Source organism: Streptomyces sp. SID5469 (assembly GCF_009862865.1).
GTDB classification, from domain to species: domain Bacteria; phylum Actinomycetota; class Actinomycetes; order Streptomycetales; family Streptomycetaceae; genus Streptomyces; species Streptomyces avermitilis.
On sequence record NZ_WWIN01000001.1, the window covers coordinates 3,396,072 to 3,416,271 of the forward strand.

Below are 20,200 nucleotides of genomic sequence, written 5' to 3' on the forward strand. Positions count from 1 at the left end.
CTTCCGGGGCTACTTCTTGGTCGAGCCGATGTTGAGGTAGTCGTACTGACCGCTGAAGGCCGCCGTCGACACCAGGTTGGTGTACGTCGTCGGGCGGTACAGCAGGACCTTGAAGTAGGTCAGCGGAACGAGGACCGCCTCGTCCATGGTCTTCTTGTCGATCTCGGTGTAGAGGGCGTCGCGCGCGGTCTTGTCCTCGGTACCGATCGCCTTGCCCAGCAGCGAGTTGACGTCCTTGTTGTCGAACTGGGAGAGGTTCACGTTGCCCGAGGAACCGATGGCGCTGCCGTTCAGGACCTGCTGCAGGAAGCCGTAGCCGGACGGCCAGTCGGCGCCCCACTGCATCATGATCAGACCGAGGTTCTGCTTCTCGGTGAACTTCGGGACACCCGCGTAGTCGGTGAAGTACTTGCCCGACGGGTACTGCTTCAGGCTGGCGTCGATGCCGACCTTCTTCAGCGAGTTGATGATCGCGGTCGCCGCGTCGATCTCCTGCGGACGGTCGCTGCGCGCCGAGATGTTGGTCTTGATCGACGACTTGCCGCAGGCCTTCAGCTGCTCCTTGGCCTTGGCCGCGTCACCCTTGTTGCCGGAGGTGGCGTAGACGTCCGACTTCTCGTAGCCCGGGATGTCCGGCGGGAGGACGGTGGAGGCGATGTCACCGCGGATCGGGCCGCCCTCGGCGGTCTGCACCGAGACCTTGTCGATCGCGTACTGCACGGCCTTGCGGCACTCGAGCTTGTCGAACGGCTTCACCTTGGTGTTGATCGCCATGTAGACGAGACGGCCACCGTAGGTGTTGTCGGTGTTGGCCTTCTTCTCCGCGGAGTTGACGACCTGCGCCTGCGTCGCGGCCTGGACACCCGTACCACCCAGGTCGATCGCGTCGCCGGCCTGGACGTCCTTGTCGATGGTCTCGGCGTTGACCTTCAGGTTGACCACGATCTTTTCCGGGTACTGCTTGCGCAGCGGGTCCGTCTTCGGGTCCCAGTTCTCGTTGCGGACGAGGACGGCCTGCTTGCCGTCGTCGTAGCTCTGGAACTTGTACGAGCCCGAGGACACGATGCTCTTGACGTAGTCGATGCCCTTGTCCTTGGACTGGGGCACCGGAGCCGTCTGCGGCGCCGCGACCAGGTAGTCGAACTCCTGGAAGGCGCGGTTGAGCTTGAAGACGATCGTGGTGTCGTCCGGCGTCTCGATCGACTTCAGGCCCTTGGCGCTCTTGTCCTTGTAGGGACCCTTGTACTTGTCGCCGCCCACGAGGAACTGCTGGAAGTAGTTCGGGCCGAGGGAGAGCACGTCACGCGCGAAGTTGGAGCGCTCGACGGCGTACTTGACGTCCTTCGAGGTGATCGCGGTGCCGTCCTGGTACTTCAGCCCCGAACGGAGCTTGTACGTCCAGGTCTTACCGCCGTCGCTCGGCACACCCGCGCTCGCGGCGAGGTCCGGGACCAGCTCGTTGCCCTTCTCGCCCGGGGCGGGCTTGAAGGTCATCAGCGGACGGGCGTACAGCCGGCTGAGGTTGTACATGTACGCGTAGTACGTGTTGCCGGGGTCGAAGGAGTCCGGGACATCGGAGTACTCGTAGGTGACCGTGCCCCCCTTCTTGGTGGAGGCGTTGACGACGTCCTTGGTCGCTGCGTTGGCCCCAGCCGACTTCGAGTTGTTGTCATCCTTGTTGTCATCGGCCTTGCTGCAGCCTGCAACCAGCAGACTCGCACTGCCGATGGCCGCAATCGCGGCCAGCGCTGACCTTCGCATGATGGTCGGGTTCCCCTCCATTGTCGGAAACTTGATATGCCCTCGGAGCGGCCGGTCTCAGCGGCTGCGCGGGTCGAGAGCGTCGCGGAGACCGTCGCCCAGCAAGTTGAACGCCAGCACGGTCACAAAGATGGCGAGGCCAGGCACGATCATGTACTGCGGGTCCACCTGGTAGTAGGTGACCGCTTCCCTGAGCATCCCGCCCCAGGACGCCTGCGGGGGCTGGATACCGACCCCGAGGAAGCTCAGGGACGCCTCGAAGAGAATGTTGGTCGGGATGAGCAGCGTCGAGTAGACGATGATCGGGCCGACCAGGTTCGGCAGCAGCTCCCGGAAGAGGATGTACGGACCCTTCGCGCCCATGCCGCGGGAGGCGTCGACGAACTCCCGCTCGCGCAGGGCCAGCGTCTGCCCCCGGACGATACGTCCCAGGTAGGGCCAGTTGAAGAAGCCGATGACGAAGATCAGGACGCTGAGGTGGAGCGGCAGCCCTTCCATACCGAAGGCGCCGCCCTGGAGCGTTGCGGAGATGGCGATGGCGAACAGCAGGAGGGGGAAGGCGAGGAAGGTGTCCATCAGCCGGCTGATGATCGTGTCGACCCGTCCGCCGTAGTAGCCGGCCACCACGCCGAGGATCGCGCCGATCACGTTGGACAGGATCGTGGCACCGAACGCGACGACCAGCGAGACCCAGGAGCCCTCCAGGACGCGGGTGGCGATGTCGCGTCCGAACTTCGGCTCCACACCCAGCGGGTGGTCTCCGCTCATGCCGCCGAAGCTTCCCTTGGGAAGGGAGGTGTTCGGGTCGATCAGGTCCTGGTTGAAGGCGTTCGGGTCAAGACCCAGCAGGGCCTGGATGGGGCGGGAGAGCACCGCGACCAGGATCAGCAGGATGACGATGACGCCGCCGACGACGGCCACCTTGTCCCTCTTGAAGCGGGACCAGGCGATCTGCCCCAGGGAACGGCCCTCGATCTGCCCCTTCTCGGCGCCGACGAGCACAGCCTCCGGCTGTGCCTCGGCTGCCGCCCCGGTGGTCTCGATCGGTGCGGTCACAGTGACCCGACCCCTCTCGCCGGTGGTGACCGGCCTACGCCCGCCGCTGTCTGCGGCTTGGTTCACTTGCGCGCCGAGCGGCGACCGCAGATGATGCGGCCCGATCGCCCGGCTGATTCGTCGACTTTCACCAGCTCACAGAATTGAAGAATCTGTGTCTGCCTGGGGAGTCTTCAGCGAGTCGTCGATCACGTGCCAGACCTGACGACGAAAGTATGCGCAACCGTGATGATGTCAGAGGGATTCCGTTATCCGAACGCGGGGTAATAGCCTTCGGACACAGGGCAGTTGGGACACACCGGCAATATGGTGACGAACAGGATCATCCGCCGTCATCTACGCGCGAAGAAGGCCGTGACCCACTGTGACCGCCGCCAGGGGCGCGGCAGCCGGTCAGTACCCGCCGCGGGCCGGCGGGTATCCGTACCCGCCCGCCGCCGGGGCCGGTGCCGGTGCCGGGGCCGCGTGGGCCTCACGGTCGTAGAAGGGACGGGCGTTGGCGCGCAGCCACATCGCGACCGGGTCGTACGCGTCGGACATCGCGACGGTCGAGACGGGCAGTCCGTCCGGGACCGCGCCGATGGACTGCTGCATCATCCCGCGCACGGAGTCGACGGCCGGCGGCGACGTGTCGTACACATCGAGGCCGATGGCCAGATAGGGCGCGCCGAGGGCGGGCTGCACCCAGGCGCGGCGCAGTGAGCGCACGGCGGGCGTGCGGTGCGCGTTCTGCGTGAGCAGGGCGTAGAACTGGGGGACCTCGATGCCCGGTTCGGAGAGCCGGAGCGGGCCGGCCGGCTGGCGCTCCAGGCCCGTGGCGATCCGGCGCAGGTCCAGCCAGGGGATGCCGACGCCGCCGCCGGGGGCGTGCGGGTTCAGCCAGAGGCCGAAGTGGTCGGGGTAGAGGGTGCGGGCCACGTCGAGGCCGTCGACCACCTCGTACGATCTGTTCCAGCCGCTGGCCGAGAGCTCCTGGGCGGAGGTGACGCAGGGCGCGTAGCCGTAGCCGTCGACCTCCATGTTCCCGTACTGGGCGTCGGGCGAACCGGCCTGACCGTGCCACAGCAGCATCCAGATCTGGCCGGCCGACGGGGTCGCGAGCGCACGAAGGAGCGCCTCGTAGGCGTCGTAACGCCCGGGCGTCACCTGGCGCAGCATGTGCTCGACCTGCCCGGCCGCGGCCGTGCCCGACGCGCTCACCTTCTACCGCCCCTTCGCGACAAACTCACGACAACGTCATCCCCGCTCAACACCTCGACCGAGCCATGAAACCAGCTTAAGCGGCGATCCTGACAGCGACTTGGCCCCACGTCGCCCGAGGTGTCGCCGCCGGCGGCCGGCCGGTCAGTACCCGTGCTGGTAGAACGGCCGCACCTGGGCCCGCATCCACTCGCCCACCGGATCCTGGGCCACGTCCAGGAAGACCATGTTCACCGGGCGGTCCACCGGCACCCGGCCCAGCGCGCGGCCGAGGGCGTCCAGCGGGAGCGTACGGGCGTCGGCCTCCCACGAGGACAGTTCGACGCCGATGAACATCACCGGGTCGGAGGTCTCGATGGCGGCCATGCAGCGGCGGGCGCTCACCACGATGCCGGTCTCGGCGAACTCGGCTGAGGCCGCCGCGAGGAAGTCCACCGGGTCGTCCTGCCAGTCCGGCTCGAACAGCCGCACCCGGCCGCCGCTCGCGGGCCCGTCGAGAGGGGTCCGGCCGACCCGGCACAGTTCGGCGACCGCGTCCGGCGGCAGCGGCACGCCCACCACGCCGTCCGGGTTGACCGCGATGCCGACCTGCGGCGGCAGCCCGCGCGCGAACTCCACGGCGGGCGCGATCGTGTACGACATGTGGTTGCCGACGACCTGGCGGAACTGCTCCTCGGAGCTGAAGACCGGGACGAACGCCTGGCCGTCGAGCTCCAGCGTGGGCAGGTCGAGCGGGCCGCTGTGCGGTCCGCCCCCGCCGGGCAGCGGCACCCAGACGAAACTGTGGCCGAGGACCTCCACGATCCGGGCGCCCGTCGACGGCGACGCGGGTACGCCGAGGGACGCGGAGAGCACCTCCTCCAGTTCGTTGCCGGGCCATCCGCCGTGCGAATGGGAGTGCGGGTGCGCCTGTGCCGGGATGTCCATCTGTCTACCGCCTGCTGTGAACCGCCGTTGAACCGCTGTTTCGGCTGGAAACAGTAGTGGGTGAGCGGGGCGCCGGGAGAGGCCGGACGGTCGGACCGCTCCCGGGGCTCGTGCTGTTGCTGCCGCTCGGGCCGGTGCGCGCGGCTGTGCGCTCAGGCCGCCGTCGCCACTCCGGCCGCGAAGTCGATGCGGTTCAGTACGTCCGCCGCCGTGCGGTCCATCAGGATCGCCGAACCACAGCCCTCGGGCAGATTCCCCTTCTCCACCGAGCGCAGCAGGTGACCCGCCGCCTTGCGGTGCCTGAGGAACGCGTAGCGCGAGACGCCCCGGCCGCGCTCGCGCTGCCCGTCCAGCGCGGTGCCCACCGTGACGTCGAGGAGCAGCAGGTGCAGCGTGCCGCCGCGGCGGCGGGCCTCGCGGGCGAGCCAGCGGCGCACCCAGGCCTGCGTACCGCAGTCGTGCACGACGACGCCCGCGCCGGAGCGCAGCGCGCGGCGCAGTCCCGCGTAGTGGGCCAGCCGGACCAGCGGCCGGTAGACCGCGTACGGCAGGAAGCCGGCCAGCCGGGTGTCCCAGCGGTCGCGGGTGTCCTGGGAGTCGACACGGGCGCCCCGCACCGCCCGGCGCATCAGCGTCGACTTGCCGCTGCCGGGCAGGCCGGTGACCACGACGAGATCGGCCGCGCCGAAGGTGAGTCCGTGCGGGCTGCGGCCCGCGCGGTCACGCAGGTCGCGGACGACGGCCGCCGGCTGCGGGCCGCACGCGTCCCGGGCCGGTACTCCGGGCTGCTCGGGCAGCGCGATGCCCGAGGTCGTCGCGTACGCCGTAATCCTCTTCACCGTGATCGTCCTCCCCAGTGGGTCTGGAGTCCCATCCCCGTCGAGTGTAAAGAGAAGGTAATGCGCGATGCCTCTCGTTTCCGTACTCGGAGTGCCACAGGCCGGTTACAGATGCGGCCCTGCCGCGCGCGGACGATGCGTGCAATGATGTGCCCGCCAACTGCATACCGGCCGCTTGAATCCGCGCGGGAGAGTTCCGGGTACGTGTGCCCGGACGCCGAAGGAGCAAGTCCCTCCCTTGAATCTCTCAGGCCCCGTTACCGCGCGGGCGAGGCACATCTGAAAAGCGGGCCGCTGTCCAGTGGCTCCACCCAAGGTGCAAGCCAGTGACCCGTGACGGTCATGGCGAACCTCTCAGGTTCCGATGACAGATGGGGAGGAACGACCTCGCCGTCATGCCTTGGGAGCACCACCGATGAGCAGCAACGCACCCCGTCACACCGCGCTCGATGCCCTGCATCGCTCGCTGGGCGCGACGATGACCGACTTCGCAGGGTGGGACATGCCCCTGCGCTACGGCTCCGAGCGCGACGAGCACCTCGCCGTCCGCAGCAAGGCCGGTCTCTTCGACCTCTCCCACATGGGCGAGATCACCGTCACCGGCCCCGGGGCCGCCGCGCTCCTGAACTACGCGCTGGTCGGCAACATCGCCTCCGTCGGCGTCGGCCGCGCCCGCTACACCATGATCTGCCGGGCCGACGGCGGCATCCTCGACGACCTGATCGTGTACCGGCTCCAGGAGCAGACGTACCTGGTCGTGGCCAACGCCTCCAACGCCCAGGTCGTCCTGGACGCGCTCACCGAGCGGGCCGGCGGCTTCGACGCGGTCGTGCGCGACGACCGTGACGCGTACGCGCTGATCGCCGTGCAGGGCCCGGAGTCCCCCGGCATCCTCAAGTCGCTGACCGACGCGGACCTGGACGGCCTCAAGTACTACGCGGGTCTGCCGGGCACGGTCGCGGGCGTCCCGGCGCTCATCGCCCGCACCGGCTACACGGGTGAGGACGGCTTCGAGCTGTTCGTCGACCCCGCGGACGCCGAGAAGCTGTGGCAGGCGCTGACCGAGGCGGGCGCCCCGGCCGGGCTCGTCCCCTGCGGTCTGTCCTGCCGGGACACGCTGCGCCTGGAGGCGGGCATGCCGCTGTACGGGCATGAGCTGAGCACCTCGCTCACCCCCTTCGACGCGGGGCTCGGGCGGGTCGTGAAGTTCGAGAAGGAGGGTGACTTCGTGGGGCGCGAGGCGCTCACCGAGGCCGCCGCCCTGGCCGAGAAGAACCCGCCGCGCGTCCTCGTCGGACTGATCGCCGAGGGCCGCCGGGTGCCGCGTGCCGGGTACCCCGTCGTCGTCGGCGGCGAGGTGATCGGCGAGGTCACCTCCGGCGCCCCCTCCCCCACGCTGGGCAGGCCGATCGCGATGGCGTACGTCGACGCCGCGCACGCGGCGCCGGGCACGGCCGGGGTCGGCGTGGACATCCGGGGCAGCCACGAGCCGTACGAGGTCGTGGCGCTGCCGTTCTACCGGCGCCAGAAGTGACACTGGGCACGTCTTCCCCGCCTCACCGGGCACGTCTTCTCTGATCACCGAGCGCGTTCTCCCTGATCAACGACAGTCCCCCGGGCATGCCCACCAGCAGTCCCCCGTTCACCACCACTCCCCCGCGTACAGGAGAATTCACGCCATGAGCAACCCCCAGCAGCTGCGCTACAGCAAGGAGCACGAGTGGCTGTCGGGCGCCGAGGACGGCGTCTCGACGGTCGGCATCACGGAGCACGCGGCCAACGCGCTCGGCGATGTCGTGTACGTCCAGCTCCCGGAGGTCGGTGACACGGTGACCGCGGGCGAGACCTGCGGCGAGCTGGAGTCGACCAAGTCGGTCAGCGACCTGTACTCCCCCGTGACGGGCGAGGTCGTCGAGGCCAACCAGGACGTGGTGGACGACCCGTCGCTGGTGAACTCCGCTCCGTTCGAGGGTGGCTGGCTGTTCAAGGTACGCGTCGCGGAGGAGCCGAAGGACCTGCTCTCCGCGGACGAGTACACCGAGTTCTCCGGCTCTTAAGGATCCGTATCTGATGTCGCTTCTGAACACGCCTCTGCACGAGCTCGACCCGGACGTCGCCGCCGCCGTCGACGCCGAGCTGAACCGTCAGCAGTCCACCCTCGAGATGATCGCCTCGGAGAACTTCGCTCCGGTCGCGGTCATGGAGGCCCAGGGCTCGGTCCTCACCAACAAGTACGCCGAGGGCTACCCGGGCCGCCGCTACTACGGCGGCTGCGAGCACGTCGATGTGGTCGAGCAGATCGCCATCGACCGGGTCAAGGAGCTGTTCGGCGCCGAGCACGCCAACGTCCAGCCGCACTCGGGCGCCCAGGCCAACGCGGCCGCCATGTTCGCGCTGCTCAAGCCCGGCGACACGATCATGGGTCTGAACCTCGCGCACGGCGGGCACCTGACCCACGGCATGAAGATCAACTTCTCCGGCAAGCTGTACAACGTGGTCGCGTACCACGTGGACGAGACCACCGGCCAGGTGGACATGGCCGAGGTCGAGAAGCTGGCCAAGGAGTCCAGGCCGAAGCTGATCGTGGCCGGCTGGTCGGCGTACCCGCGCCAGTTGGACTTCGCCGCGTTCCGCCGGATCGCGGACGAGGTCGGCGCGTACCTGATGGTCGACATGGCGCACTTCGCCGGCCTGGTGGCGGCGGGTCTGCACCCGAACCCCGTGCCGCACGCCCATGTCGTGACCACGACCACGCACAAGACGCTGGGCGGCCCGCGCGGTGGCGTGATCCTGTCGACGGCCGAACTGGCCAAGAAGATCAACTCCGCGGTCTTCCCGGGTCAGCAGGGTGGTCCGCTGGAGCACGTGATCGCCGCCAAGGCCGTCTCCTTCAAGGTCGCCGCCTCCGACGACTTCAAGGAGCGCCAGCAGCGCACGCTGGACGGCGCCCGCATCCTGGCCGAGCGTCTGGTCCGGGACGACGTCAAGGCCGTGGGCGTGGACGTCCTCTCGGGCGGCACGGACGTGCACCTGGTCCTCGTCGACCTGCGCGACTCCGAGCTGGACGGCCAGCAGGCCGAGGACCGCCTCCACGAGGTCGGCATCACGGTCAACCGCAACGCCATCCCGAACGACCCGCGCCCGCCGATGGTGACGTCCGGCCTGCGCATCGGTACGCCGGCCCTCGCCACCCGCGGCTTCCAGGCCGCGGACTTCACCGAGGTCGCGGACATCATCGCCGAGGCGCTGAAGCCGTCCTACGACGCGGACGCCCTCAAGGCCCGGGTGACGGCACTGGCGGACAAGCACCCGCTGTATCCCGGTCTGAAGTAGTTCATCCCTCGGGGCACCGTGCACACTGGGACGTGAGCGCGGTGCCCCGCCCCTTGGGCCGGTCCGGTCGGGCCCCCCTTGTTCCACCCCCGTTTTGAGGAGTCACCGTGGCCATCTCCGTCTTCGACCTGTTCTCGATAGGCATCGGCCCGTCCAGCTCCCACACGGTGGGCCCGATGCGGGCGGCGCGCATGTTCGCCCGCCGGCTGCGCAACGAGGAGCTGCTGGACCCGGTGGCCTCGGTCCGCGCCGAGCTGTACGGCTCGCTGGGCGCGACCGGGCACGGTCACGGCACGCCCAAGGCGGTGCTGCTCGGCCTCGAGGGCGCGTCCCCGCGGACGGTCGACGTGGAGGGCGCGGACGACCGGGTGGCGACGATCAAGGAGTCGGGGCGGATCAGGCTCCTCGGCGAGCACGAGATCGCGTTCGACTTCTCCGAGGACCTGGTCCTGCACCGCCGCAAGACGCTCCCGTACCACGCGAACGGCATGACCCTGTGGGCGTACGACGCCTCGGGCGCCGAACTGCTGTCGAAGACGTACTACTCGGTGGGCGGCGGCTTCGTCGTCGACGAGGACGCGGTGGGCGAGGACCGCATCAAGCTGGACGACACGGTCCTCAAGTACCCCTTCCGGACCGGTGACGAGCTGCTGCGGCTCACCCGGGAGACGGGTCTGTCGATCTCCGCGCTGATGCTGGAGAACGAGCGGGCGTGGCGCACCGAGGAGGAGATCCGCGAGGGGCTCCTCGGCATCTGGCGGGTCATGCAGGCGTGTGTGTCGCGCGGCATGTCGCGCGAGGGCATCCTGCCGGGCGGTCTGAAGGTGCGCCGCCGGGCGGCGGTCTCGGCCCGCCAGCTGCGCGCCGAGGGTGACCCGCTGGCCCGTGCCATGGAGTGGATCACGCTCTACGCGATGGCGGTGAACGAGGAGAACGCGGCCGGCGGCCGGGTCGTGACGGCCCCGACGAACGGCGCCGCGGGCATCATCCCGGCCGTGCTGCACTACTACATCAACTTCGTGCCGGGCGCGGACGAGGACGGGGTCGTACGCTTCCTGCTCGCGGCCGGCGCCATCGGGATGCTCTTCAAGGAGAACGCGTCCATCTCCGGCGCGGAGGTCGGCTGCCAGGGGGAGGTCGGCTCGGCCTGCTCGATGGCGGCCGGCGCACTGGCCGAGGTCCTCGGCGGCACTCCCGAACAGGTCGAGAACGCGGCCGAGATCGGCATGGAGCACAACCTCGGCCTCACCTGCGACCCCGTCGGCGGCCTGGTCCAGATCCCGTGCATCGAGCGCAACGGCATGGCCGCGGCGAAGGCGGTCACCGCCGCCCGCATGGCCATGCGCGGCGACGGCTCCCACAAGGTGTCCCTCGACAAGGTCATCAAGACGATGAAGGAGACCGGCGCGGACATGTCGGTCAAGTACAAGGAGACGGCGCGGGGCGGCCTCGCGGTGAACATCATCGAGTGCTGAACCCGCCTGCGCGCCGCCGTTCACAGGGTCATGGTTTCCGTTCCCGGGCGGGATCACTCGTGCAAAGGTGGGTACAGGCATCAACTCCTGTACCCCCACCCGCACTTCAGGGAGCCCCCATGCTGCGAGGCATCGACGTGAGCGCGTACCAGTCGTCCGCGTACGACACCGACGGCCTCTCCTTCGTCTTCATCAAGGCGACGGAGGGCCGTTCGTACGTCAACCCGAAGCTGACGGCTCAGGTGAAGACGGCTCGCGACGCCGACTGCGTGGTCGGTTTCTACCACTTCCTGTGGCCCGGCAACATCACGGCCCAGGCCGAGTACTTCGTGAGCAAGGCTCCGGAGAAGGCGGGCGACCTGCTCGCCGTCGACTGGGAGACGACGGGCGACGGCACCCACGCGACGAACGCCGAGAAGGACCGGTTCATCCGCGAGCTCAAGGAACTGCGGCCGAATCACCGTGTGGTCCTGTACACGAACCGGAATTTCTGGCTGAACATCGACACCACCTCGTACGCGGGTGACGGGCTCTGGATCGCCGACTACGTCACCGCGGGCAAGCCGCGCATCAAGGCGAAGTGGCGTTTCCACCAGTACACCGATCACCCCGTGGACAAGGACGTCGCGGACTTCGACACCCTCGCCGACCTGCGGGACTGGGCCACCCCATAGGCTGCCCGGTATGGGTGGGACAGTGGCTGCGGTGAGCAGCAACGGGACGTACACGTTCACCAAGCCGAACCGGGAAAGCATCACGCTGCTCGCCGGGCTGGGGGTCGAGGGCGATGTGCACGCCGGTGTGACCGTCAAGCACCGGTTCCGGATGCGAAAGGATCCTTCGCAGCCGAATCTGCGCCAGGTGCACCTGATGCACGAGGAACTCTTCGAGGAGCTGCGCGGCGCCGGATTCACCGTCGCGGCCGGGGAACTCGGCGAGAACGTCACCACCCGGGGCATCGATCTGCTGGGGCTGCCGACCGGTGCCCTGCTGCACATCGGGGACGAGGCCGTCGTCGAGGTCACGGGGCTGCGGAATCCCTGCGCCCAGATCGACACCTTTCAGAAAGGCCTGCTCAAGCAGGTGGTGGGCAGCGACGACGGTGCCGTCGCCTTCAAGTCCGGGATCATGAGCGTCGTGCGGGCGGGCGGGGTGGTGCGGCCCGGGGACTCGATCGAGGTCGAGTTGCCGGACGGGCCGCACCTGCCGCTCCGGACCGTCTGACGTCAGGCAGGCCGCGGCGGCCGGCGCCGGACGGTCCGCGCGTCCCGCGGCGTCACGCGCGGAAGTCCGCCGGACGCTCCGGGGACGCCTCCGCCAGTGCCTTCGTCACCGCGTCGCGGCCCTCCTGGAGGCCGTAGACCGGGGTTCCCGGCTGCTGGCGCCAGGACTCGTCCAGGGTGCCCGCGTCGACCGTGTCGAAGCCGAGTTCGTCGATCAGGTCCCGTACGACCTGCTTCGCGGCCGCGTCGTCGCCCGCGACCGGGAGGGCCAGGCGGTCCGGGGCGCCCGCAGGCCGCGCGCGGTCGAGGATGTCCTGGGCGTAGGTGCCGTTGAACGCCTTGACGACGGTGTGACCGAGCTGCCGGGCGGTCCAGCGGCTCTCCGTCAGGCCCTCGTCCTCGATCGCGTCGATCTTCCCGTCCCGCTGCCGCGGGTAGTAGTTGCCGGTGTCGATCACGGCCACGTCGTCCGCGGCGCCGTCGAGGATCCCGGAGGGCAGGTCCGGTACCGCCTTCAGGGGGATCGTGACCACGACGACCGCCGCGCCGCGCGCCGCCTCCTCGACCGGCACGGGCGTCGCCCCGGTCTCCTCGGCCAGTGCGGTGAGGGTCCCCGGTCCGCGCGAATTGGCCACGGAGACGTCGTGGCCGAGGGCGGTGAGCCGCCGGGTGAGGTTGCCGCCGATGTTGCCCGCGCCGATGATGCCGATCTTCATGACAGGCCCTTCCGGAGTTGACGCTCCTGATGAGAGGCGTCAACTCCCGGGACGTACGGGCTATTCCACGGCGTACGGCATCCGGGTGACGGGTGCCGGGCGACGGGTGCCGGGCGACGGGCGACGGGCGACGGGCGACGGGCGACGGGCGACGCCATCCTGCCTCTTCGCCGGCAGGCATGCCGAAGGGGCGCCCGCCGAACCCGGTGGGCGCCCCTTTCCGTGCGACTCACTTGTTCAGGTGGGTCCAGAACTCGTCGAACGAGAGGACCTTGTCCCCGTTGAGGTCGCGGCTGGCGATGATGGCCGATGCCACCGACTCCGTGACGTTCCAGTCGCCACCCTGGGCCAGGGCGGTCTTGAACTCGGCGGCCGTGATAAAGCCGTCACCATCCGTATCGATCCGCTCGAACTGCTTGCGTGCTTCCTCGACGTCCGCCACCGGATCCGCCCCTTTTCTCGTACCTTGCTGTCCTACTGACGCAGGTCAGATTAACGGCCCGGCCGAGCCCTCAGTGCGGCGACCACCCAGCCGAACTCCTCCCGGTGCGCGGGCAGGGGTCCGCCGCCCTTCACCACGGCGAGCAACTCGCGGTATCGGGCCACCCGGTCGTTGGACGTGGCCTCCAGCCGTTCCAGCACGGCGGCCCGGTCGGCGGCCCCGTCGGCCTCGCCGAGCAGCTCCCGCAGCACCTCCTCCGCCTCCGGCGCCTCGGGGGCGATCCCCCGCTGCCGCGCGTCGGCCGCCAACTGGACGAGGCGCCTGACGAACCACAGGGAAGCGCCGGCCGGGCTGTCGTGACCGCGGTCGGCCGCGTTGAACTCGGCCGCCGCCCGCATCTGCGCCCGGAACTCCGGGTCCTGCAACAGTTCGACCAGCTCCACCCAGGCGTCCACCTGCTCGGGCGTGGGCTCGTCCGGCAGGTCCACGGCGGTGTTCCGCATCCGCTCGCGGATCACCGGATCCGCCGTGTCGAGCCCGCGGAACATCTCGTCCGCGAACTCCTCCAGAATCCGCCTCCGCTCGGCGGCCGACAGTCGCGCCAGCTTGTTCATCAGTGTCATCTCCTCTGCGGTCGAACCGCGTCGCGCCACGGTCGACAGCACCGCCCGGGTCACCTTCAGCGCACGGATCTGCGCGTCCAGCGCCGTCACATGCGTGGCCGCCACCTCCGCGACCGTCGTCTCGCCGGCCAGCACCTCGCGCACGTCGTCGAGGCCGAGGCCCAACTCCCGCAGGGTGCGGATGAGTTCGAGCCGGGCCACGGACCCGGCGTCGTACAGCCGGTAGCCGCCCGAGGAGCGCGTGACCGGTGGCAGGGCGCCCTCGTCCGACCAGTAGCGGATGGTGCGCACCGACAGGCCGGTGCGCCGCGCGAGCTGTCCGATGGTGAACAGTCCGGTGCCGTCATCGATCATGTCTGCGAGTCTGGGCCTTCCAGCGGGTGGAGACTCAAGCGGGGAGAAGGGGCGGAATGACGGACGCTCTGCGGGACATTCTGGACGCGGCGGCCCGAGGGGTCTTCCCGCCCGCCGACGGCGGCATCACCGTCGTACCCCAGCACTCCCACCGTGACGCCGGTGTCCTCGCCTTCACCGCGCACTCCGTCGTCTTCACCGACGAGGACCCCGCCTGGGTGTACGACACCCTGCGCGCACTCGACTGCGACGCGCTCGCGGCGACGATGAACCCGCGGTTCCTGGCCGCGTTCATGGAGCGCACGGGCCGTACGACCGACACCATCGACCTGATGACGGTTGCCCCGCCGCTGCCGGACGGCCCTCCGCTCGCGCTGAGGGAGATCGACGATCCCGGCCATCCCCGGGCCGTCCGGGCGCGCACGCGGCGGGACGGCATACGGGTGTGGGCCGCCGACGGGGGCGTGCTCGTCCTGGGGCGTGGGATCGGGGGGCGGTTGGAGGCCGCGGTCGAGGTGGACGAGGACGTACGGCATCGGGGGCTGGGGCGGACGCTCGCCACGGCGGCGCGGCACCTGGGCGGCGGCGAACCGGTGTGGGCGCAGGTGGCCGCGGGGAACGCCCGCAGTGCGCGGGCGTTCCAGGCGGCGGGCTATCGACCGGTGGGCGCGGAGGCCCTGCTCAGCGCGTCGCCCCAGTCGCCCCAGTCGCCTCAGTCGCCCCAGTCGCCTCGGTCGCCTCAGCGGAAGATGCCCGTGTGGCCCAGTGAGTAGCGGCCGGGCTGTGGGTAGACCGCGAGCCCGTGCGGGCCGCTGCCGACCTTGATGCGGGCGAGCTGGACACCGGTGCGGGTGTCGATGGCGTACACCTCGGAGTTGTAGCGGCCGGACAGCCACAGCACCTTGCCGTCCGCCGAGACGCCGCCCATGTCGGGGCTGCCGCCGCCCGGCAGGTTCCACTTCTTGGTCAGCCTGTCCTCGGCGAAGTCGAAGACGGAGATGGTGCCCTCGCCGCGGTTGGAGATGTACATCTCGCGCGAGTCGCGGCTGACGTACAGGCCGTGGCAGCCCTTGCCGGTGTGCAGGAACCTCGGCTCGCCGAACGTGTCGCCGTCCAGGACCCACACGCCGTCGGCCATCATGTCGGCGACATAGAACTTCTTGCCGTCGGGCGAGATCTTGACGTCCTGCGGCATGGCGCCGTCGAACGGGAGCTTCTGCTGCCCGATCACCTTCATCCGCTCCGTGTCGACCTTCAGCAGCTCGCCGCTGAACTCGCACGACACGATGAAGTAGCGGCCGTCGAGCGAGAAGTCGGCGTGGTTGACGCCGTAGCAGCTGACCGGCACGGTCTTCATCCGCTTCATGGTGTGCGCGTCCCGGAAGACCAGCTCACGGTCGAGGGAGGCCATCACGATCGCGTACGTGCCGTTGGGCGTGAAGTACAGGTTGTACGGGTCGTGCACGTCGACGGCCTTGCCCACCTCGCCGGTCTTCGGGTCGATGGGGGTGAGGGAGTTGCCCCTGTCGTTGTTGACCCACAGCGTCTTCATGTCCCAGGACGGGACGACGTGCTGGGGCTGGGCGCCGACCGGGATCGTCTCGATGACCTCGTAGGTGCTCGGGTCGATGACGGTGACGGTGTTGGAGTTGGTGTTGGGGACGTAGACCCGCGACGGGAAGTCCTTGACCACGGGGGAGAGCCTGCCGGGGCGGTCGGCGGCGTAGACGTCCTTCGGGTCGAGTACGGGCGGCATGCCGGGCAGGCCGTCGACCACCGGCTTCTTCTCGGCGGGGGGTACGGCGGCCTTGGTGGCGAGGGCCTCGTCCGCCCGGTCCCTGGAGTCGCCGTCGCAGCCCGCCAGCAGGGCGAGGGACACGAGGGCGGCGCCGGCGGCCAGGGTGCGCCTGAGGTGCTTCTCGATGGGGTGGTGCATCAGCTCAGCAGCTCCGTGGTGGTCACCGCGCGCAGTCCGCGGCGGTCGAGTTCGTGCAGGAGGGCGGGGAGCGCGGCGACCGTGTCGGCGTACCCGAAGTGCAGGCTCACCACGGATCCGGGCCGGACCCCGCCGAGGACCTGGCGGGTGACGGCGGGGGCGCCCGGCGAGGTGAAGTCGAGGGAGTCGACGTCGTACGACAGGACGTGCGGGTAGCCGACGCGGCGGGCCACCCGTTCGACGAGCGGCGAGGCACGGGAGGTGCGGGAGGGGCGGAACCAGGTGCCGATGGAGCCGGTCAGCCGCCGCAGCCGGTCCGCGCAGCCGAGGATCTCCGCGTACGCGTCCGGCTCGGACATCGCGTTGATGTCGATGTGGCGCAGGGTGTGGTTGCCGAGGTCGTGGCCGCCGTCGAGGATGCGGCGGGCCATGCCCGGGTGCTCGTCGAGCCAGGTGCCGACGGCGAGCACGGTGACCCGGGCGCCCGCGCTCTCCGCCTCGCCGAGGAGCTTCTCGGCGACGGCGGGGTCGCCCTGGCCGTGGAAGCTGAGCGCGACCCGGGGGCGGGTGCGCGGGCCGTGGGTGATCTGGGCGGGCTGCCCCGGGAAGGCCCGGGGGGCGGGGGCGGAGACGGGGCTGCTGGGTGCGTGCGGGATGCCGGGTGCGCGGGAGCTTCCCGCGTGGGACGTTCCGGTCGCCCGGGAGGCGGACGCCGGGTGTGCGCCGGCGCCGGTGGCGGAGCCCCCGGTGGCGAGCGCGCCGGCCGCGGCGAGCCCCGCGCCCGCGCGCAGCGCCGAGCGCCGGTTCGGCGCCGCGCGCACGACGACTGTCGCACTGTCCGGCTCACTGTCCGGCTGAGGGAGGGGGGCGGGCGTGGTCACCCGCACCATTTAAGGGCGAATGATGCTGAAAACCGATGATTGGACCGTTTGACGGGGATGCGGGTCGCTCGGCCGCGGCGCCCTCCGGGGACACAGAAGCCCCGACCGCTGGGCGGCCGGGGCTCTTGCGGGCGTCGCGGAACGAGTTGGGGTGTGAACCACGGCGCCTGCGACGACCGTGGCCCGGGTCAATGGGTGGATGTCGCGTGTTCGACTATCGCAGACCAGTCGGTTGATCCAAAAGCGATTCCCCCACGGATTCGCACACGGAACCGAATCTGTGGGGCAACTGCGGGCGGGCGTCAGCGGTCGGCGACGCGCATCTCGAACCAGGTCGTCTTGCCGCGCGGCAGCAGATCGACGCCCCAGCGGTCGGCGAGCGTGTCGACGAGGAAGAGACCACGGCCGCTCAGATCCATCTCCTGAACGGGCATCAGACAGGGCAGGCCGCGGGAGGGGTCGCGGACCTCGATACGGATCCACCCGCGGCGGCGGCGCATCCGGAGTCCGAAGACGCGTGCGCCGGTGTGCCGTACTGCGTTGCCGACGAGTTCCGAGACGAGCAGCACCGCGTCCTCGGTCATCTTCGGCGAGAGCCCCCAGTGGCGCAGCACGACGACTTGCGCGAGCCGTCGTGCCGTGGCCGCGGACTCCGGGCGGGACGGCAGCGGCACCTCCGCCTCCGCCGGGTTGCCGAACAGCTCCAGTGCCTTGAGCGCCCGTTCATCCTCGACCGCGGGCGACCAGCGTGCCGCGGTCGCACTCGCGTGCTGCCGCGGCGGTTCGATACCCTCCAGCCCCGCCATGCCTCCATGATGGCCGCCCGGAGGGGCCTTGGGGGGCGTTCCGAAGGAATACACCCCCCGGAATCCCCCATTCCGCACCATTCGGAAGGCATATGCCAGAAGCAATTCAGGGGCGTCCGCGGCCCAACTGACCTGCGAAAACGACCCCCTTCAGGGCAATCGCCCGAGCCCCCCGACAAGGCGGACTTAAGGTTGCGTTAAGGCTCCCATAAACCGCCCCTTCGGGGGACCCGGGTGAGACATCGCGTCAACTGCAAGGGGATCAGCGGAATTTGGTGAACAATTTTCACCTCTGATCCGGGCCCCGGTCCGCGCCCTGATCCAAGCTCCGGTCCGAGCCCCGGTCCGAGCCCCTCAGAGGAACTTCGCCTTGCCCGGCCCTTCCTCCACGAAGCTGCGCATCCCGCGCTCACGGTCCTCCGTGGCGAACAGGCCCGCGAACCAGTTCCGTTCGACCGCGAGTCCGGTGTCGATGTCCGTCTCCAGGCCGACGTCGATCGACTCCTTCGCCGCCCGCAGCGCGAGGGCCGGGCCCTGCGCCAGCTTCGCGGCCCAGGCGTGCGCCTGCTCGTACACCTCCCCGACCGGAACCACCCGGTCGACCAGGCCGAGCGCCAGCGCCTCGTCCGCCTTGACCATCCGGCCCGTGAAGATCAGGTCCTTGGCGCGCGAGGGACCGATCAGCCGGGACAGGCGCTGGGTGCCGCCCGCGCCCGGAATCAGGCCGAGCAGGATCTCCGGCTGGCCGAGCTTCGCGTTCTCGGCGGCGATGCGGTAGTCCGCGCAGAGCGCCAGTTCGCAGCCCCCGCCCAGCGCGTACCCGGTGACGGCGGCGACGACCGGCTTGGGGATGCGGGTGACGGCGGTGAAGGAGTCCTGCAAGGCCCGGGAGCGTACGACCATCGCCGTATGGTCCATGGCCTGCATCTCCTTGATGTCCGCGCCCGCCGCGAACACCTTCTCCCCGCCGTACAGCACCACCGCGCGCACGTCCTCGCGGCGCGTGGCCTCTTCGGCGAGTTCCTTGAGCCGGTCCTGGGTGGCGACGTCCAGCGCGTTCATCGGCGGACGGTCGAGGCGGATGGTGCCGACGCCCTCGGCGACTTCGAGATGCACAGTCATGAAGGAAGGTTAACGGCGACTAACGACAACGGGCCCGGTGTGCTGAGTCACAGCACACCGGGCCCGTACCGCACGAGCGCTTACGCGATCCACTTCTCCCAGGACATGTTCCAGCCGTTGAGCCCGTTGTCGGGCGCGACCGTCCGGTCGTGGGAGTTCTTCACGATCACCACGTCGCCGATCATCGAGTGGTCGAAGAACCAGCCGGCCGGCACACTGCGGTCGCCGCCGCCGCGCACGTCGCGCAGCCCTATGCAGCCGTGGCTGGCGTTGTAGTTGCCGAAGGCGCCGCCACCCCAGTAGTTGCCGTGGATGAAGGTGCCGGAGTTGGTCAGGCGCTGGGCGTCGGGCACGTCCTTGATGTCGTACTCGCCGCCGTAGCCGACCGTCTCACCGTTCATCCGGGTCACCCGCAGGCGCTCGCTGATGACCATCTGGCCGTTCCAGGTGTCGTAGCCCGGCTTGCCGGTGGTGATGGGGATCGTCTTGTAGACCTTGCCGTCGCGCTTGACGACCATCTTGTGGGTCTTGGCGTCGACCGTGGAGACCTGGTCGCGGCCGATCGTGAAGGTGACGGTCTTGGCCTGCTTGCCGTAGACGCCGGGCCGGCCCTCGACGCCGTCGAGGTTGAGGTTCACGGTGACCTTGGTGCCGGACTTCCAGTACTCCTGGGGACGGAAGTCGAGGCGGTCGTTGCCGAACCAGTGGCCCTTGACGTCGACGGCCGGCTCGGTCTTGATGGTGATCGCCTTCTCGACGTCCTCCGGGTGCGTGATACCCCGGGTGAAGTGGACGGAGAACGGCATGCCCACACCGACCTTGGCGCCGTTGTCGGGCGTGTAGATGCCGACGAAGGTGTTCTTCGGGGTCAGCGTGGTGAACGCGGACTCCTCGGCGGACTCGTGTCCGTCGGCGTCCTTCGCCACCGCGTGGACCTTGTACTTGGTGGCCGAGGCGAGGTGGGTCGAGGGCGTCCAGCCGGCGCCCCCGCCGGTTATCTTGCCGTCGACCGGATTGCCCTTGGTGTCCTCGACCTTGACCTCGGTCAGCTTGCCCTTGGCCGCGGTCACCTTGAGGGCGCCGCTGGTCGCCACGTCGTCGGCGCCGTCCTTCGGGGCGATCGTCACGACGGCCTGCGAGGACTTGGTGTCCGCCTGCCCGGAGTCCTTGCCCTTGCCGTCGCCTGACCCGGAGTCCGAGCCTCCGCCCCCGCCGCACGCAGTCACCGCGAGCAGCAGAACGCCCAGCAGCAGTGCCAGGATTCCCTTGCTCCGGTGGCTGTGCGCGTCAACCGACGCCCCCGATATCGGTCGCCCGTTCACGATCCTTCTCCCCTCGCACGGCCTGATGAGGCCCGCACTCCAGCGCGACCCGTGCGCGCACTGCGCAAATTAATCACACGGCCCGGCCCGATGACTCCCCGCGATTGTCACTGTTCAGTCCCAACTTCAACTGAACCAGCGCCCGCTGGAGTCCGCTGGAGTTCGTCTGCGCGCGTACCCCTTT

General features: G+C 69.7%; 20 protein-coding genes and 1 riboswitch. Of the genes, 7 read left to right on the top strand and 13 right to left on the bottom strand.

The features are described from left to right. Positions 1-9: 9 nt before the first annotated feature. The 5 genes from GTY58_RS14480 to GTY58_RS14500 form a co-directional block, all read right to left on the bottom strand. Positions 10-1,761 carry an ABC transporter substrate-binding protein gene (locus GTY58_RS14480; protein ID WP_237528788.1) on the bottom strand — a complete coding sequence of 584 codons (1,752 nt, stop codon included), beginning with the start codon at positions 1,759-1,761 and terminating at the stop codon, positions 10-12. Between the two features lie 57 nt (positions 1,762-1,818). Further along, complete coding sequence (locus tag GTY58_RS14485) at positions 1,819-2,817, bottom strand: ABC transporter permease (protein WP_010984201.1); 999 nt, start codon at positions 2,815-2,817, stop codon at positions 1,819-1,821. A gap of 393 nt (positions 2,818-3,210) precedes the next feature. Then, a complete protein-coding gene (locus tag GTY58_RS14490) occupies positions 3,211-4,017 on the bottom strand; it encodes an enhanced serine sensitivity protein SseB C-terminal domain-containing protein (protein ID WP_010984202.1) in 807 nt (268 codons plus the stop codon). 144 nt (positions 4,018-4,161) lie between these two features. Next, the gene (locus GTY58_RS14495; RefSeq protein ID WP_010984203.1) at positions 4,162-4,944 is read right to left on the bottom strand and encodes an enhanced serine sensitivity protein SseB; all 783 of its coding nucleotides are present in this window, start codon (positions 4,942-4,944) and stop codon (positions 4,162-4,164) included. A 152-nt stretch (positions 4,945-5,096) separates the two neighbouring features. Next, the gene (locus GTY58_RS14500) at positions 5,097-5,789 is read right to left on the bottom strand and encodes an AAA family ATPase (protein ID WP_037649769.1); all 693 of its coding nucleotides are present in this window, start codon (positions 5,787-5,789) and stop codon (positions 5,097-5,099) included. 170 nt (positions 5,790-5,959) lie between these two features. Next, positions 5,960-6,056, top strand: a riboswitch (glycine riboswitch). Between the two features lie 142 nt (positions 6,057-6,198). On the opposite strand from GTY58_RS14500, the gene gcvT reads away from it, so the two are divergent. The 6 genes from gcvT to GTY58_RS14530 all read left to right on the top strand — a co-directional run bounded on the left by gcvT (position 6,199) and on the right by GTY58_RS14530 (position 11,815). Further along, positions 6,199-7,317 carry a glycine cleavage system aminomethyltransferase GcvT gene (gcvT, locus tag GTY58_RS14505; protein WP_010984205.1) on the top strand — a complete coding sequence of 373 codons (1,119 nt, stop codon included), beginning with the start codon at positions 6,199-6,201 and terminating at the stop codon, positions 7,315-7,317. Between the two features lie 145 nt (positions 7,318-7,462). After that, positions 7,463-7,840, top strand: coding sequence for a glycine cleavage system protein GcvH (gene gcvH, locus GTY58_RS14510; protein WP_010984206.1), 378 nt, complete (start codon positions 7,463-7,465; stop codon positions 7,838-7,840). A 13-nt stretch (positions 7,841-7,853) separates the two neighbouring features. Further along, a complete protein-coding gene (glyA, locus tag GTY58_RS14515; RefSeq protein ID WP_010984207.1) occupies positions 7,854-9,116 on the top strand; it encodes a serine hydroxymethyltransferase in 1,263 nt (420 codons plus the stop codon). A gap of 107 nt (positions 9,117-9,223) precedes the next feature. After that, a complete protein-coding gene (locus tag GTY58_RS14520; protein WP_010984208.1) occupies positions 9,224-10,591 on the top strand; it encodes an L-serine ammonia-lyase in 1,368 nt (455 codons plus the stop codon). 119 nt (positions 10,592-10,710) lie between these two features. Next, positions 10,711-11,265, top strand: a complete 555-nt coding sequence (locus tag GTY58_RS14525; RefSeq protein WP_010984209.1) for a glycoside hydrolase family 25 protein — start codon at positions 10,711-10,713, stop codon at positions 11,263-11,265. Between the two features lie 10 nt (positions 11,266-11,275). Further along, positions 11,276-11,815 (top strand): MOSC domain-containing protein, encoded by a 540-nt coding sequence (locus GTY58_RS14530; protein WP_078234453.1) that lies wholly within the window; start codon positions 11,276-11,278, stop codon positions 11,813-11,815. Positions 11,816-11,867: 52 nt separating this feature from the next. Here the strand turns inward: GTY58_RS14530 and GTY58_RS14535 are convergent, their stop codons facing one another. The 3 genes from GTY58_RS14535 to GTY58_RS14545 form a co-directional block, all read right to left on the bottom strand. Then, positions 11,868-12,530 (bottom strand): NAD(P)-binding domain-containing protein, encoded by a 663-nt coding sequence (locus tag GTY58_RS14535; protein ID WP_010984211.1) that lies wholly within the window; start codon positions 12,528-12,530, stop codon positions 11,868-11,870. A 229-nt stretch (positions 12,531-12,759) separates the two neighbouring features. After that, positions 12,760-12,972, bottom strand: coding sequence for an EF-hand domain-containing protein (locus GTY58_RS14540; RefSeq protein ID WP_010984212.1), 213 nt, complete (start codon positions 12,970-12,972; stop codon positions 12,760-12,762). A gap of 50 nt (positions 12,973-13,022) precedes the next feature. Beyond that, on the bottom strand, positions 13,023-13,949 hold the full coding sequence (locus tag GTY58_RS14545) for a MerR family transcriptional regulator (protein ID WP_010984213.1): 927 nt from the start codon (positions 13,947-13,949) through the stop codon (positions 13,023-13,025). A 56-nt stretch (positions 13,950-14,005) separates the two neighbouring features. Between GTY58_RS14545 and GTY58_RS14550 the strand changes: the two genes are divergently transcribed. Beyond that, positions 14,006-14,722 carry a GNAT family N-acetyltransferase gene (locus tag GTY58_RS14550; RefSeq protein ID WP_010984214.1) on the top strand — a complete coding sequence of 239 codons (717 nt, stop codon included), beginning with the start codon at positions 14,006-14,008 and terminating at the stop codon, positions 14,720-14,722. On the opposite strand, the gene GTY58_RS14555 is transcribed toward GTY58_RS14550, so the two are convergent. The 5 genes from GTY58_RS14555 to GTY58_RS14575 all read right to left on the bottom strand — a co-directional run bounded on the left by GTY58_RS14555 (position 14,689) and on the right by GTY58_RS14575 (position 20,016). Further along, positions 14,689-15,885 carry a YncE family protein gene (locus GTY58_RS14555; RefSeq protein WP_010984215.1) on the bottom strand — a complete coding sequence of 399 codons (1,197 nt, stop codon included), beginning with the start codon at positions 15,883-15,885 and terminating at the stop codon, positions 14,689-14,691. The genes GTY58_RS14550 and GTY58_RS14555 overlap by 34 nt on opposite strands. Further along, positions 15,885-16,706 (bottom strand): polysaccharide deacetylase family protein, encoded by an 822-nt coding sequence (locus GTY58_RS14560; RefSeq protein ID WP_244905205.1) that lies wholly within the window; start codon positions 16,704-16,706, stop codon positions 15,885-15,887. The genes GTY58_RS14555 and GTY58_RS14560 overlap by 1 nt, the downstream gene beginning before the upstream one ends. A gap of 362 nt (positions 16,707-17,068) precedes the next feature. Further along, positions 17,069-17,653 carry an ATP-binding protein gene (locus GTY58_RS14565; RefSeq protein WP_161271975.1) on the bottom strand — a complete coding sequence of 195 codons (585 nt, stop codon included), beginning with the start codon at positions 17,651-17,653 and terminating at the stop codon, positions 17,069-17,071. A 273-nt stretch (positions 17,654-17,926) separates the two neighbouring features. Further along, positions 17,927-18,694 (bottom strand): enoyl-CoA hydratase/isomerase family protein, encoded by a 768-nt coding sequence (locus GTY58_RS14570; protein WP_010984218.1) that lies wholly within the window; start codon positions 18,692-18,694, stop codon positions 17,927-17,929. Positions 18,695-18,774: 80 nt separating this feature from the next. Next, positions 18,775-20,016 carry an Ig-like domain-containing protein gene (locus tag GTY58_RS14575; RefSeq protein WP_010984219.1) on the bottom strand — a complete coding sequence of 414 codons (1,242 nt, stop codon included), beginning with the start codon at positions 20,014-20,016 and terminating at the stop codon, positions 18,775-18,777. Positions 20,017-20,200 lie beyond the last annotated feature (184 nt).

Excerpts from the sequence above, each read along its gene's own strand:
- GTY58_RS14550 (WP_010984214.1), top strand. The coding sequence starts at position 14,006 with ATGACGGACGCTCTGCGGGACATTCTGGACGCGGCGGCCCGAGGGGTC.
- GTY58_RS14570 (WP_010984218.1), bottom strand. The coding sequence starts at position 18,694 with ATGACTGTGCATCTCGAAGTCGCCGAGGGCGTCGGCACCATCCGCCTC.
- GTY58_RS14495 (WP_010984203.1), bottom strand. The coding sequence starts at position 4,944 with ATGGACATCCCGGCACAGGCGCACCCGCACTCCCATTCGCACGGCGGA.
- glyA (WP_010984207.1), top strand. The coding sequence starts at position 7,854 with ATGTCGCTTCTGAACACGCCTCTGCACGAGCTCGACCCGGACGTCGCC.
- GTY58_RS14545 (WP_010984213.1), bottom strand. The coding sequence starts at position 13,949 with ATGATCGATGACGGCACCGGACTGTTCACCATCGGACAGCTCGCGCGG.
- GTY58_RS14525 (WP_010984209.1), top strand. The coding sequence starts at position 10,711 with ATGCTGCGAGGCATCGACGTGAGCGCGTACCAGTCGTCCGCGTACGAC.
- GTY58_RS14530 (WP_078234453.1), top strand. The coding sequence starts at position 11,276 with ATGGGTGGGACAGTGGCTGCGGTGAGCAGCAACGGGACGTACACGTTC.
- GTY58_RS14480 (WP_237528788.1), bottom strand. The coding sequence starts at position 1,761 with ATGCGAAGGTCAGCGCTGGCCGCGATTGCGGCCATCGGCAGTGCGAGT.
- GTY58_RS14555 (WP_010984215.1), bottom strand. The coding sequence starts at position 15,885 with ATGCACCACCCCATCGAGAAGCACCTCAGGCGCACCCTGGCCGCCGGC.
- GTY58_RS14565 (WP_161271975.1), bottom strand. The coding sequence starts at position 17,653 with ATGGTGCGGAATGGGGGATTCCGGGGGGTGTATTCCTTCGGAACGCCC.
- GTY58_RS14535 (WP_010984211.1), bottom strand. The coding sequence starts at position 12,530 with ATGAAGATCGGCATCATCGGCGCGGGCAACATCGGCGGCAACCTCACC.
- gcvH (WP_010984206.1), top strand. The coding sequence starts at position 7,463 with ATGAGCAACCCCCAGCAGCTGCGCTACAGCAAGGAGCACGAGTGGCTG.
- gcvT (WP_010984205.1), top strand. The coding sequence starts at position 6,199 with ATGAGCAGCAACGCACCCCGTCACACCGCGCTCGATGCCCTGCATCGC.